The sequence below is a fragment of the Caloramator sp. Dgby_cultured_2 genome (assembly GCF_028872215.1).
Taxonomy (GTDB): Bacteria; Bacillota; Clostridia; order Clostridiales; family Caloramatoraceae; genus Caloramator; species Caloramator australicus.
In genome coordinates this window covers 964571-977283 of sequence record NZ_CP118396.1, presented here as the reverse complement: position 1 = coordinate 977283, position 12713 = coordinate 964571, and the positions used below count along the sequence as shown (strand labels likewise).

Below are 12713 nucleotides of genomic sequence, written 5' to 3'. Positions count from 1 at the left end.
GTTAAAACCGTTTTTGCTGCTTCAATGGAGTTTTTGGGGAATAGAAACATGGTAATCAGCATTGATATTACGAAAATTTTTGCTGCCCTTTTATTTTGACCCATTAAAAATAAAATAATTGAAAATAATATCATCAATTGAATAAATATAACCATAATATAAAACACCGTCAAATTTCTTTAATTAATATTTATGCAATAGGATTTAATACTATGTTTAAAGTAATATTGGTTTATTTTTTAGGTCTTGGACTGCTATTTTATACTTAGGATTATTATATCCTAAAACATATATATCAGTTGCCTTAATATCTAATGACAAGAGCTCTTTATCATATTTAGATGGATTTATTATAATAGGAATATCAACTAATTCTTTATCTTTTACATACTTAAGAAGTTTTCTGCCCTTTGAATTAGCAGCTAATATTCTAATATAGTTTATTTCTTTTATAGTCTGCAAATAAACTTCTTTTGTAATATCTAATAATATGTATAAGAGAATTCTCTGAAGCCTTGTTTTTGTATATCTTTTGCTCAAAGCTAAATTCAATAGTTCTTCAATTGTAGAAGATTCCTCAGCAGCATATTTTATTTTGTTTTCAAGGCCCTCTGATATATCGTGGATTTTACTTAGTTCATTTGCTGTTAAACTTCGTATTTTATAGAAAATTAAGTCTGCTAAATTATTAAGATTTACAGGCCCCTTTCCTAGTTGTTTTTCCCTTTGAATAATTTCAAAGGAAAATTCAGGCATGGTAGTTTTTATAAGATCATAATTATCGAAATTATGGCGTATAGAAGTTGCGCTAGCGATGTTTGAGGTGATGTTTATATCATTATAATTATTTTTTATTCTCTTTATTGTATAAGGTTTAATATTGCTATTAAGTTTTATTAAAGCCTTAAGATATTCAACACCTAAAATGTTATTTGAAGTTTGAAGAAGATTATTCGTATCTTTAAAATAATTATTTAAAGTAAATTCACGTGCTTTTGGATATGGAAGCCCCTGCTTTAAAAATTTTTTTAATAAGTTTTTATATTCCTTTGGTTCTTCAGCTAAAATTTGTGCAATTTTAAAAAGAGGTTCTATATCACCAGATTCACTGCCAAAACATATGGAATCTATAATGTTAAGCTTATTTAAAATTGATATAGCTCCATAAGCAAAATTTTCTGCGCTGCTAATGCTATAAATTACAGGCAGCTCAATAACAAGATCAACACCAGCATTTAAAGCTGCTTCAGCTCGAGCCCATTTGTTTACTATTGCTGGTTCACCTCTTTGGACAAAGTTACCACTCATAACGGCAACAACATAGTCACAATTTGTAACTTGTTTAGTTTGTTGTAGGTGATATAAATGGCCATTATGTAAAGGATTATATTCGACAATAATTCCTGTTACTTTCATTTTGCATCTCCTTTTTATACAAAATTATATTTTTTTACATATTATTGTTTGTTTATTGACATAAATATTATATAATATAAAATGTAGAATGCAACATAATACATACTAACAAAAGAAAGGGGTTTTATCATGGCTTTAATGGAGGAAATTAAAGCAAAGGCAAGGGCTAATAAAAAGACCATAGTTTTGCCTGAAGGAGAAGAAATAAGAACGATTAAAGCTGCAGAAATTATAGTTAAAGAAGGTTTAGCTAATTTAATTATGCTTGGTGATGAAGAAAAAATAATGAGCATTGCTAAAGAAAATGGGGTTTCACTTGAAGGGGTAAAGATAATTAATCCTAAAAAGAGCGAAAAATTAGAATTTTATGCTAATCAGTTGTATGAAATTAGAAAGAATAAAGGAATGACTCTAGAAAAGGCTCTTGAAACAGTTAAAGATGAAATGTATTTTGGGACTATGATGGTTAAAATGAAGGATGCCGACGGAATGGTATCTGGTGCTATACATTCAACAGGAGACCTTTAAGACCAGCAATGCAAATAATTAAAACAGCACCAGGAGTTTCAATTGCATCAAGCTTTTTATAATGGAAGTTCCAAACCCAAATTTTGGGGATAATGGTTTGTTTATATTTGCAGATTGTGCTGTTAATCCTAATCCAACTGCAGAGGAACTTGCTTCAATAGCCGTTGCAAGTGCGATGAATGCCAAGAATTTATGTGGTATGGAACCGAGAGTTGCAATGCTTTCTTTCTCAACAAAGGGAAGTGCAAAACATGAGCTTGTTGATAAGGTAATAGAAGCTACAAAAATTGCAAAGGAAATGGCTCCAGATTTAATGATAGATGGTGAATTACAGCTTGATGCTGCAATAGTTCCAAAGGTTGCAGAACTTAAGGCACCAGGAAGTCAAGTGGCAGGAAAGGCTAATGTTTTAATTTTCCCAGATTTGCAATCAGGAAATATAGGATACAAGTTGGTTCAAAGATTAGCTAATGCTGAAGCCATAGGACCAATTTGTCAAGGATTTGCTGCTCCTGTAAACGATTTGTCAAGGGGTTGCAGCGTTGAAGACATAGTTAATGTTGTTGCTATAACAGCTGTTCAAGCGCAATAAATTAAAGGAAAGGGGTAATACACATGAATATTTTGGTAATTAATTGCGGGAGCTCATCATTAAAGTATCAATTAATCAACATGGAGAATGAAACAGTTTTAGCTAAGGGATTAGCTGAAAGAATAGGACTTGAAGGTTCAGTATTAGGGCACAGACCAGAGGGTAAAGATAAAGTTGTAATTGAACATCCAATGCCTGATCACAAAACAGCAATTAAATTGGTTTTAGAAGCACTAACACACCCAGAATATGGCGTAATTAAAGACATGAATGAAATATCAGCAGTAGGCCATAGAGTAGTTCATGGTGGAGAAAAGTATGCAAGCTCTGTTTTAATAGACGAGGAAGTTTTAAAAACATTAGAAGAGGTTTCACATTTAGCTCCACTACATAATCCTCCGAATTTAACAGGTATTTATGCTTGCAAAGAGCTTATGCCACATACACCAATGGTGGCTGTATTTGATACAGCATTCCATCAAACCATGCCAAAGCATGCTTATATGTATGCTCTTCCATATGAACTATATGAAAAGCACGGCATCAGAAGATATGGCTTCCATGGAACATCCCATAGATATGTAAGTAAAATAGCTGCAGATCTTTTAGGAAAGAATATAAAGGATTGCAAGATCATTACTTGCCATTTAGGAAATGGAGCATCTGTTGCAGCTATAAATGGTGGTAAATCTGTTGATACTTCTATGGGCTTTACTCCACTTGAAGGACTTATAATGGGAACAAGATGTGGAGATATCGATCCTGCTATAGTTACTTTCTTAGAAGAAACTGAAAATATGACCTCAAAGGATGTTAATAACCTTATGAACAAAAAATCGGGTGTTTTAGGAGTTTCAGGAGTAAGCAGCGATTTTAGAGATATAGAGGATGCTGCTGCAAAAGGAAACGAAAGAGCACAATTAGCCCTTGATATGTTCTACTACAGAGTGAAGAAATACATAGGAGCTTATGCAGCTGCAATGGGTGGTGTAGATGCTATAGTATTTACTGCAGGTCTTGGAGAAAATTCACCAGAGTGTAGATATTTTGTATGCCAAGGTTTAGAATTCTTAGGAGTTAAGATAGATGAAGAGAAAAATAAAGTAAGAGGTAAATTAACTGAGGTTTCTACACCAGATTCAAAGGTTAAGGTGTTCTTAATCCCAACAAATGAAGAGCTTATGATAGCAAGGGATACAAAGGAAATAGTAGTAAAGCTAAAATAATTAAACTTCATGCCTTGACATATTTTATATAAGCCTATATAATGAATTGTAGCGCTGTTTGAGGTGAGCGTATGATTTTAAATGTTACGGATTTAATTAAAAAAAGACAAATGAAATGAGCTTTGACTTAGAGCTTGATATTAGCAAGTTACAACGTGATGATTTTGTTGTAGAATTGGCAGACAAATTAAAAATTAAAGGGACAGCCATTTTAGATGGGGAAGATATTTTATTAAAGGGAACTATTAAAACAAAAATAAAATCTTTTTGTTCAAGATGCTTAGCACCTGTTGACTACCCTCTGACGATAGATTTTGAAGAAAAGTATTCAAAAAGCAGGGGGAAGATATATATATGATTACAGAGGACAGAATAAATCTAGAAGATATGATAATTGATAATATTATTCTGTCCTATCCAGCAAAGATTTTATGTAGTGATGATTGTAAAGGCCTTTGCCCGGTTTGTGGTAAAAATTTAAATGAAGGCCAGTGTGAATGTTTAAAGGATGTTATCGATCCTAGACTTGAGGCATTAAAACAGTTCTTTAAAGGTGATTGAGGAGGTGCAAATATGGGTAATCCAGCCAGAAGACATTCAAAATCAAGAAGAGACAAAAGAAGAGCACAAACTTGGAAATTAGCTATGCCAGGTATGGTAGAATGCCCACAATGCCATGAAATGAAATTGGCTCATAGGGTTTGTCCAAGCTGTGGTTATTACAAGGATAAAGTTGTAGTAGAAAAGTAATTGAGTTTTAGCACACCGTAAGGTGTGCTTTTGTCTTTTAAAATAAAATAGGAGGTTTGTTTATGAGGGTTGTTATAGATTGTATGGGTGGAGATAATGCACCTTCAGAGATTGTCAAGGGTGCTTTAATGGCAGCGAAGGAATATGATGTAGAGATAATTTTAGTAGGGGATGAAGAAGGAATAAAAAAGAGATTAGTGAGGAATTTAAAAATATAATGAATCGATTGCAAATAATTCATACCACAGAAATCATAACTAACGATGAATCTCCAACATTAGCTATAAGAAGAAAAAAGGATTCTTCTATGGTTGTAGGATTAAAATATTTAAAGGAGGGTAAGGCTGATGCTTTTATATCAGCCGGCAGCACAGGAGCTCTTCTTGCTGGAGGTTTGTTTATAGTAGGAAGGATAGATGGCATAGATAGACCCTGTTTAGCTCCAGTAATCCCTGGGGAGAAGGGACATTTTATGCTCTTGGATTCAGGTGCAAATGCTGAATGTAAACCTAAAAACATATTGCAGTTTGGTATTATGGGAAGTATTTATTCAAAGAAGGTTTTAGGAAAGGAAAATCCAAAGGTTGGTCTTGTAAATATAGGAGCAGAAGAGGAAAAGGGAACAGAATTTATTAAGCAAAGTTTTAATCTGCTAAAAACTAGCAATTTAAACTTTATTGGCAATATTGAACCAAGGGAAATTCCAAAAGGCGAATGTGATGTTGTTTTATCAGATGGTTTTGTGGGCAATGTTATATTGAAACTTTACGAAGGAGTAGCCCAGACAATTTTTGATATTTTAAAAAGGGAAATATATTCTTCGTTAATCTATAAAATTGGTGGAGCAATTTTAAAACCTGTATTTAAAAAGTTTAAAAAAGATTTTGATTATACTGAATATGGAGGAGCAATTCTTCTTGGGGTAAATAAAGTTGTAATAAAGGCTCATGGTAGTTCAAATGCAAAGGCAATAAAAAATGCTGTAAGGCAATCTATAAATTGTGTAAAGGGTAATGTCATTGAACTTATTAGAGAAGAAATTGAAAAAAATAAAGAAGTTGATAGCTAATGTGAATATTTTTTGAAATTGGTAATAAATAAATAAGTAAGAAAAAAATTAATAAATTTATTGACGCTTTTATGCTTTATATAATATTATATAGATGAATCCTTTGAAGGGAGGTGAATATAATGATATTCGAAAAAATAAAAGAAAGAATTTCAGACATATTAGGAGTAGATCCAGACGATATAACTATGGATTCACATTTTATTGATGATTTAGGTGCTGATTCATTAGACATAGTAGAGCTTATTATGGCTCTTGAGGAAGATTTTGATTTAGAAATTCCAGATGAGGATGCTGAAAAGTTGCAAACAGTAGGTGATGTTGTAGATTACATAAAGGAACATACCGACATATAATAGTCCCGATTATTCGGGGCTTTAAATTTTATGGAGGTTCTTATGGATAGTATAAGACGAAAACATCTTGAGGAATTTGAAAAAATAATTGAAGTAAATTTTCATGACAAAGATTTATTGAATAAGGCACTTACTCATAGTTCCTATGCTAATGAAAATGGATTAAAATATAACGACCATAATGAACGATTAGAATTTTTAGGAGACTCTGTATTGAGCTTAATAGTTAGCGAGTATATATTTAAAAAGTATAAAGATAGGCAAGAGGGTAAGTTAAGCAGAATAAGGGCAAGCGTAGTTTGTGAGTCCTCACTAGCGGAACTAGCAAGGGCAATAAAGCTTGAAAAGTATTTACGAATAGGTAAAGGTGAAGAATTAACTGGTGGTCGAAATAAAGACTCTTTGTTGGCGGATGCCACTGAAGCAGTTATTGCGGCTATATATCTAGATCAAGGATATAATAAAGCTAAAGATTTTGTTTTAAATAAATTAAAGCATAAAATACAAAACGTTGCGAGAGGAAGGGAATATATAGATTTTAAGTCTAGGCTTCAGGAATATGTGCAAAGAAATTTATTATCCACTATAAAATATGAAGTTGCAAATCAATGGGGTCCTGATCACGATAAGACGTTTGAAATAGAAGTCTACTTAGATAATATAAAATACGGTTTAGGGGTTGGCAAAAGCAAGAAGGAGGCTGAACAGATGGCAGCTAAAAATGCCCTCATTAAGTTGGGAGTAGATGTTAATGAGTAATAAGCATTATATTGTCCCAATTTTTGTTCCCCATATTGGATGTCCACATGATTGTGTGTTTTGTAATCAAAAAAATAACGGGAAGAGACGATCATGTCGATGATGATTATGTGATTAATAGGGCAGAGGAAGTTTTGAGCACCATCGATAAGAAAAATTCCTTTGTTGAAATATCTTTTTCGGTGGAAGTTTTACTGGTATTCCCTTTGATTATCAGAAGGAGTTATTAAGTGCAGCAAAAAACTTGTCGATGATGGGAAAATAGATTCAATAAGATTATCAACAAGGCCCGACTATATAAACGATACTATATTAAATAATTTAAAAGCATTTGGAGTTAAAACAATTGAATTAGGAATTCAATCTATGGATGATGAGGTTCTTAGGGCGGCAGAGAGAGGACATACTGTAGAAGATGTTTATAGAGCAGTTGAATTAATAAAGGAATTTGACTTTGAACTTGGTTTACAGATGATGATAGGACTTCCTAAGGACAATGAAGAAAAAGATATTAAAACGGCTAATGAAATAGTAAATTTAAAACCAAATTTTGTTAGAATTTATCCGGCGTTGGTAATAAAGGATACTGAGATGGAAAAGATGTTTAAAGAAGGATTATATATTCCTCTTTCATTGCAGGATGCCGTGAATATTACAAAAAAGTGTATCTTATATTTATTAAGAACGACATAAACATTATTCGGGTTGGACTGCAGGCAAGCGAAGGAATAGCGTTAGGAAGAGATGTGGTAGCAGGGCCCTTTCATCCCGCATTTAGAGAATTGGTTGAAGGCTCTATTATATGCGATATGATACGATATATTTTTAATGAATACTTTAAGGAGTATAAGGAAATTAGAATATTTATAAATAACAAAACTATTTCTAAATTATATACAAATAGAAAATATTATTTTAATCTTTTGGTAAATGAATATAAGGACAAATCAATAAGGGTGTTTATTGATGATAATTTAAGCAGTCTTGAGGTTGTTATTGAGGCTGATACTTTAAGTAGAAAAATGTCAATAAAAGATTTTGCAAAATTTGCTAATTTAAGAAGGATTTGATGTATTTTTATAGAATATATAACAATAATTAAGAAAAAAGGGGAATCATCATGGAAATTTTAAAAGTATCAGCTCAATCACAACCTAAAGCTGTTGCTGGAGCACTTGCTGCTGTATTGAGGGAAAGATCTACAGCAGAAATTCAAGCTGTAGGTGCCGGAGCTGTTAATCAAGCTGTAAAGGCTATAGCCATTACAAGGGGATATGTAGCACCAAATGGAATAGATCTCGTTGTAATTCCAGCCTTTTCAGAAATAGAGATTGAAGGAGAAGAAAGAACAGCAATAAAATTTATCGTTCAACCAAGATAAGACCTGCGTTGCAGGTCTATTTATTTTCCTTTATTAAAAGATTGATTTGTTTTATGAAGAATGTTATACTATACTAATGTGAGCTAATGCTGATATTTAAAATTAGCTATATGGCATTTATGGGATTTATCCTTTCGGATAAATCCCTTTAAAATATACATGAGGTGATGGGCTTTGTATTTAAAGAGCGTAGAAATAAAGGGTTTTAAATCCTTTGCAGATAAAGTTGAAGTTGAATTTACAAAAGGCATAACAGCCATCGTTGGCCCCAACGGAAGCGGAAAGAGCAATATTTGTGATGCGATAAGATGGGTGTTAGGTGAACAAAGTGCCAAGACCCTAAGAGGATCAAAGATGGAAGATGTAATTTTTGCAGGAACTGAAAATAGGAAACCCTTAAGCTTTGCGGAGGTATCTTTAATTCTTGATAACTCAGATAATATATTACCCATTGAATACAATGAAGTTAAGATAACAAGAAGGTTATATAGATCTGGTGAAAGCGAATATCTTTTAAATAACACAGTATGTAGGCTTAAAGATATTTATGAACTTCTTATGGATACTGGGATAGGGGTTGATGGCTATTCTATTATTGGACAAGGAAAAGTAGAAGAGATTTTAAGCTCAAAACCAGACGAGAGAAGATTGGTTTTTGAGGAAGCAACTGGTATAACTAAATTCAAAACAAGGAAGGCAGAAGCTGAAAGAAAATTAGAAAATACAAGGCAAAATCTTGTAAGAATTAATGATATTTTAACAGAATTAGAATCACAAATTGGTCCTTTAGAGATTCAAGCTCAAAAAGCGGAAAGGTTTTTAAGGCTAAAGGATGAATTAAAAATGATCGAAATAAATTCTATTTTGCATAATTATAATCTTATAAAACAAAAGCTTGATATTACTTTAAAGGATATAGAAGAAAATATCAACAAACTAAATTTATTAGAAAATAAAAAAGAAGAACTTGAAACAATAATTGCTGAAAAAAACACCAATTAACAATAATCCAGGATGATTATGATAAGTCTAGTAATATTAGTTATGAATTAGAAATGTCAGTTCAAAGGACAAAATCAGAGATAGAAATTTTAAAAGAAAGAAAAGAAAATCAAAATAATGAAAAGCAAAGATTGTTAATTGAAAAAGAAAATAATAATCGGATTTTATCTGAGAAATATGATAAATTACAGAAATTAATTGCAGAAAAACAAAGGATGGATGAAAAATTAAAACTTCAAAAGAAATTAATCGAAGATATTGAAAATCAGTTAAATGAACATATTAAAGAAAATAAAGCAAATGAAAGGGTAATTGAAAACAAAAGAAATGAACTTATAGAAGTTTTAAATAGAATTTCTGAGCTCAATAATAAAATGAATTCTCTAAGTTTTATAAAGGATAATTTTAATAAGCAATATGCCAATTTAATTCAAGCAAAAAGCGGAAAAGAAGAAAAGATAAATGAATTAGAGGAAGAACTTAAAATTAAGCAAAACGAATATGAAGACATTAAGCTAAAGATAGAAGAAAACCATAAGGAACTAAATGATTTAGAATCACATCTAATTAAAATTGAAAGTGAAATTAAGCAAATAAATATGCAGATTAATTCGGCTCATCAGAACATTAAATCATGTGAAACTAAATTGAATATGCTGATAGAAATGGAAAAGGATCTTGAAGGGTATAATAAAGCTGTAAAGTCCCTCGTATATAAATATAAAAACAACGAAGGATTTTATGGAACGGTTTCAGATATAATAGAGGTTCCTAATGGCTTTGAAATATCACTGGAAGCAGCATTAGGTTCTTCCTTTCAGAATATTGTAGTTAAAGATGAAACACTGGCAAAAGAAATGATAGAATACCTTAAGAGGGAAAGATTAGGAAGGGCGACATTTTTGCCAATTACTACGGTAAAAGGTAGAGATGAGGCTGACGAGGGTAATTTTAAAGGGACAAAAGGATTTATTGGAATAGCATCTAAAATTATTAAATTTGATGCTATTTATAAAAATATCATAACAAGTCTATTAGGAAGGACATTGATTTGTGATAATATAGATAACGCCATCATCCTTGCCAAGAAAACTGATTTTAATTATAAGATAGTAACATTAGATGGCGAAATAATAAATCCTGGTGGTTCTTTAACCGGTGGAACAACTAATAAAAACCTTGGAATTTTTAAGAGAAAGAATGAAATTCATGATTTAAAGAATAAAATTGAAGACCTTAATCAAGAATTAAACAATTTAATGAAGCTGATAAAAGCAAAAGAAAGTAGTAGAGATAACTTAAATAAAAATATAGAAAATAAATCTTCAAACTTAAATATTTTAAAAATTAACGCGTCAACACAAGAAATCGATATTAAAAATTTAAAGGAGAAAATATTAGAGTTAAATAAAGACATTGAAGATATAAATGTTGAGTTAGAACAAATCAATAATCAACTAGCTAAAATAAAGCAGAACGAAAATGAATATTCGGAGGGAATAAATAAAAACAATGAAATAAAAATAAGTTTGGAAAAGGAATTGGAAGAATTAAATAAAAATTTTGTTGAGTTTGAGAAATCAAAAGAAGCTATTAATACTAAATTAACATCTGAAAAGGTAATATTTGCAGAGCTCAAAAAGAGATGGATTCGTTAACAACAAAAATTGAAGAACTTAATATGGATTTAAAGGAATTTAAAGATAATGAGGAAAAAATAGATAGAAAAATTATAGAAATTGAAGACAAGATAAATAATTTAAATAGTCAAATATTAAATCAAAGCCAAAAGCTAAATAAGCTAAATAATGATTTAGAAGAAAACAAAAAGAAAGAAGATGAGCTTTTTAATTGCAAAAATTTAATGGCTCAAGAAATAAATAGCTTAGAGGAAGAATTTACAAAAATAATAGGGAAATTGCAGAGCTTACAAGCATAGTTCATAAGCTTGAAATGACCCAATCAAAGCAGGAATCAGAAATAGAGTTATTAAATCAAAGGATATGGGATGAATATGAATTGACGATTCCACAGGCACAAAAGTATAAAAATGAAAACTTTAATAATTCAGATGCAAATAAAAAGATAAACTCGTTAAAGGCTCAAATAAAGGAATTAGGTGAAGTCAATATTGGTGCAATTGAGGAATTAAATAAAATAAAAGAAAGATATAATTTCTTATCAGAACAAAAAAGGATTTAATAGAAGCAGAGGAGTCGCTGTTAGAAGTAATTAAAGACATGACTGAAAAAATGCAAAGGCAGTTTCAAACTAATTTTTCTATAATAAGGAAATATTTTAATGAAACCTTCAAGGAATTATTTGGTGGTGGATATGCTGATTTGAGAATAGATAATGGTGATGTATTAGAATCAGGAATTGAAATAATAGTTCAACCTCCTGGGAAAAAATTACAAAATATAACTTTACTCTCAGGAGGAGAAAAGGGATTATCTGCTATAGCATTAATTTTTTCGTTATTAAAATTCAAGCCTACACCATTTTGCATATTGGATGAAATTGAAGCTGCCCTTGATGATGCAAATGTATTAAGATTTGCTAACTATCTAAAAAGTATGCAAATAACACCCAGTTTATACTGATAACTCATAGAAAGGGTTCTATGAGTGTAGCTGATGCATTATATGGAGTTACTATGGAGGAAAAGGGAGTATCAAAGTTGCTTTCATTAAAACTAAAGGAGGCATAGCTATGGGCTGGTTTGAAAAACTTAAAGAAGGTTTAGTAAAGACAAGGGATAATTTAGTTCAAAAGGTAGATGCTATATTTTCATTAAATTCTAATTTAGATGAAGAATTTTATGAGGAACTTGAAGAGGCTTTAATCATGTCTGATGTTGGAGTAAAAACTACACAAGATATTATAGAGATGCTAAGAAAAAATATAAAGGATAAACGAATTTCTGATCCAGAAGATGCCAAGGAAGAACTTAAAAATATATTGATGGATATAATGCAAAGGGATAAAAATTTAAAAATTATTCCGCCCCAATTCCCTGCTGTCTTTATGGTCGTTGGTGTTAATGGTGTTGGGAAAACTACAAGTATAGGCAAATTAGCTCATTTTTTCAAAAGCAAAGGCTATAAAGTTTTATTGGCTGCAGCTGATACCTTTAGGGCAGCTGCCATTGATCAGCTAGAAGTTTGGGGACAAAGGGTTGGAGTTGATGTAATCAAGCATCAAGAAGGTTCGGATCCAGCAGCAGTAGTTTTTGATGCTCTTCAAGCAGCAAAGGCAAGGAAAGCTGATATTTTAATATGTGATACTGCTGGAAGACTTCATAATAAAAAGAATTTGATGGAGGAACTGAGAAAGATAAATAAAGTTATAGAAAGGGAAGGTGAAAACTTCTATAAAGAAACTTTTCTTATTCTTGATGCTACCACAGGACAAAATGCTCTTTTGCAGGCAAAGGAGTTTATGGATGTAAGCAATGTGAATGGTATAATATTGACAAAACTTGATGGAACAGCTAAAGGAGGAATAGTTATTGGAATAAGCAATGAATTAAATGTCCCAGTTAAAATGATAGGGGTTGGAGAAGGAATAGAAGACTTACAAGAATTTAATCCTGAAATGTTTGTAAAGGCACTATTTGATAGTGTTAAGTAAA

General features: G+C 31.3%; 16 protein-coding genes and 3 pseudogenes. 18 read left to right on the top strand and 1 reads right to left on the bottom strand.

Annotation, left to right across the window (positions count from 1 at the left end; genetic code table 11):
• Positions 1-216: 216 nt before the first annotated feature.
• Positions 217-1416 carry a nucleotidyltransferase gene (locus PWK10_RS06540; protein ID WP_274767745.1) on the bottom strand — a complete coding sequence of 400 codons (1200 nt, stop codon included), beginning with the start codon at positions 1414-1416 and terminating at the stop codon, positions 217-219.
• Between the two features lie 129 nt (positions 1417-1545).
• On the opposite strand from PWK10_RS06540, the pseudogene pta reads away from it, so the two are divergent.
• From pta to ftsY, 18 genes and pseudogenes are all read left to right on the top strand, one after another.
• Positions 1546-2536: pseudogene (gene pta, locus PWK10_RS06535) on the top strand (phosphate acetyltransferase).
• Positions 2537-2559: 23 nt separating this feature from the next.
• Positions 2560-3762, top strand: coding sequence for an acetate/propionate family kinase (locus tag PWK10_RS06530; RefSeq protein ID WP_274767744.1), 1203 nt, complete (start codon positions 2560-2562; stop codon positions 3760-3762).
• 115 nt (positions 3763-3877) lie between these two features.
• The gene (locus tag PWK10_RS06525) at positions 3878-4120 is read left to right on the top strand and encodes a YceD family protein (RefSeq protein WP_274767743.1); all 243 of its coding nucleotides are present in this window, start codon (positions 3878-3880) and stop codon (positions 4118-4120) included.
• Complete coding sequence (locus PWK10_RS06520; protein ID WP_274767742.1) at positions 4117-4323, top strand: YceD family protein; 207 nt, start codon at positions 4117-4119, stop codon at positions 4321-4323. The genes PWK10_RS06525 and PWK10_RS06520 overlap by 4 nt, the downstream gene beginning before the upstream one ends.
• A gap of 12 nt (positions 4324-4335) precedes the next feature.
• Complete coding sequence (gene rpmF / locus PWK10_RS06515) at positions 4336-4512, top strand: 50S ribosomal protein L32 (protein ID WP_008908186.1); 177 nt, start codon at positions 4336-4338, stop codon at positions 4510-4512.
• A 62-nt stretch (positions 4513-4574) separates the two neighbouring features.
• Positions 4575-5581: pseudogene (gene plsX, locus PWK10_RS06510) on the top strand (phosphate acyltransferase PlsX).
• Positions 5582-5703: 122 nt separating this feature from the next.
• Positions 5704-5937 carry an acyl carrier protein gene (gene acpP / locus PWK10_RS06505; RefSeq protein WP_008908188.1) on the top strand — a complete coding sequence of 78 codons (234 nt, stop codon included), beginning with the start codon at positions 5704-5706 and terminating at the stop codon, positions 5935-5937.
• A 42-nt stretch (positions 5938-5979) separates the two neighbouring features.
• Complete coding sequence (gene rnc, locus PWK10_RS06500) at positions 5980-6696, top strand: ribonuclease III (protein WP_274767741.1); 717 nt, start codon at positions 5980-5982, stop codon at positions 6694-6696.
• 47 nt (positions 6697-6743) lie between these two features.
• Positions 6744-6926 carry a hypothetical protein gene (locus PWK10_RS18445; RefSeq protein WP_342455634.1) on the top strand — a complete coding sequence of 61 codons (183 nt, stop codon included), beginning with the start codon at positions 6744-6746 and terminating at the stop codon, positions 6924-6926.
• Complete coding sequence (locus PWK10_RS18440; protein ID WP_342455703.1) at positions 6922-7389, top strand: radical SAM protein; 468 nt, start codon at positions 6922-6924, stop codon at positions 7387-7389. The genes PWK10_RS18445 and PWK10_RS18440 overlap by 5 nt, the downstream gene beginning before the upstream one ends.
• A 53-nt stretch (positions 7390-7442) precedes the next feature.
• Entirely contained in the window at positions 7443-7766 is a 324-nt protein-coding gene (locus tag PWK10_RS18435; protein WP_342455633.1) for a hypothetical protein, read from the top strand.
• Positions 7767-7816: 50 nt separating this feature from the next.
• Entirely contained in the window at positions 7817-8077 is a 261-nt protein-coding gene (locus PWK10_RS06490; RefSeq protein WP_008908191.1) for a stage V sporulation protein S, read from the top strand.
• Between the two features lie 174 nt (positions 8078-8251).
• Positions 8252-9040 (top strand): annotated as a pseudogene (locus tag PWK10_RS06485) (chromosome segregation SMC family protein); the annotation flags it as partial.
• Between the two features lie 92 nt (positions 9041-9132).
• Positions 9133-10737 carry a hypothetical protein gene (locus PWK10_RS06480; RefSeq protein WP_274767739.1) on the top strand — a complete coding sequence of 535 codons (1605 nt, stop codon included), beginning with the start codon at positions 9133-9135 and terminating at the stop codon, positions 10735-10737.
• Positions 10725-11018 (top strand): hypothetical protein, encoded by a 294-nt coding sequence (locus PWK10_RS06475; protein WP_274767738.1) that lies wholly within the window; start codon positions 10725-10727, stop codon positions 11016-11018. The genes PWK10_RS06480 and PWK10_RS06475 overlap by 13 nt, the downstream gene beginning before the upstream one ends.
• 14 nt (positions 11019-11032) lie before the next feature.
• Entirely contained in the window at positions 11033-11281 is a 249-nt protein-coding gene (locus tag PWK10_RS06470; RefSeq protein ID WP_274767737.1) for a hypothetical protein, read from the top strand.
• 38 nt (positions 11282-11319) lie between these two features.
• Entirely contained in the window at positions 11320-11682 is a 363-nt protein-coding gene (locus PWK10_RS06465) for a hypothetical protein (protein WP_274767736.1), read from the top strand.
• A gap of 109 nt (positions 11683-11791) precedes the next feature.
• Complete coding sequence (gene ftsY / locus PWK10_RS06460; protein ID WP_446715300.1) at positions 11792-12712, top strand: signal recognition particle-docking protein FtsY; 921 nt, start codon at positions 11792-11794, stop codon at positions 12710-12712.
• Position 12713 lies beyond the last annotated feature (1 nt).

Excerpts from the sequence above, each read along its gene's own strand:
- PWK10_RS06540 (WP_274767745.1), bottom strand. The coding sequence starts at position 1,416 with ATGAAAGTAACAGGAATTATTGTCGAATATAATCCTTTACATAATGGC.
- PWK10_RS06530 (WP_274767744.1), top strand. The coding sequence starts at position 2,560 with ATGAATATTTTGGTAATTAATTGCGGGAGCTCATCATTAAAGTATCAA.
- PWK10_RS06525 (WP_274767743.1), top strand. The coding sequence starts at position 3,878 with ATGAGCTTTGACTTAGAGCTTGATATTAGCAAGTTACAACGTGATGAT.
- PWK10_RS06520 (WP_274767742.1), top strand. The coding sequence starts at position 4,117 with ATGATTACAGAGGACAGAATAAATCTAGAAGATATGATAATTGATAAT.
- rpmF (WP_008908186.1), top strand. The coding sequence starts at position 4,336 with ATGGGTAATCCAGCCAGAAGACATTCAAAATCAAGAAGAGACAAAAGA.
- acpP (WP_008908188.1), top strand. The coding sequence starts at position 5,704 with ATGATATTCGAAAAAATAAAAGAAAGAATTTCAGACATATTAGGAGTA.
- rnc (WP_274767741.1), top strand. The coding sequence starts at position 5,980 with ATGGATAGTATAAGACGAAAACATCTTGAGGAATTTGAAAAAATAATT.
- PWK10_RS18445 (WP_342455634.1), top strand. The coding sequence starts at position 6,744 with ATGATTGTGTGTTTTGTAATCAAAAAAATAACGGGAAGAGACGATCAT.
- PWK10_RS06490 (WP_008908191.1), top strand. The coding sequence starts at position 7,817 with ATGGAAATTTTAAAAGTATCAGCTCAATCACAACCTAAAGCTGTTGCT.
- PWK10_RS06480 (WP_274767739.1), top strand. The coding sequence starts at position 9,133 with ATGTCAGTTCAAAGGACAAAATCAGAGATAGAAATTTTAAAAGAAAGA.
- PWK10_RS06475 (WP_274767738.1), top strand. The coding sequence starts at position 10,725 with ATGGATTCGTTAACAACAAAAATTGAAGAACTTAATATGGATTTAAAG.
- PWK10_RS06470 (WP_274767737.1), top strand. The coding sequence starts at position 11,033 with ATGACCCAATCAAAGCAGGAATCAGAAATAGAGTTATTAAATCAAAGG.
- PWK10_RS06465 (WP_274767736.1), top strand. The coding sequence starts at position 11,320 with ATGACTGAAAAAATGCAAAGGCAGTTTCAAACTAATTTTTCTATAATA.
- ftsY (WP_446715300.1), top strand. The coding sequence starts at position 11,792 with ATGGGCTGGTTTGAAAAACTTAAAGAAGGTTTAGTAAAGACAAGGGAT.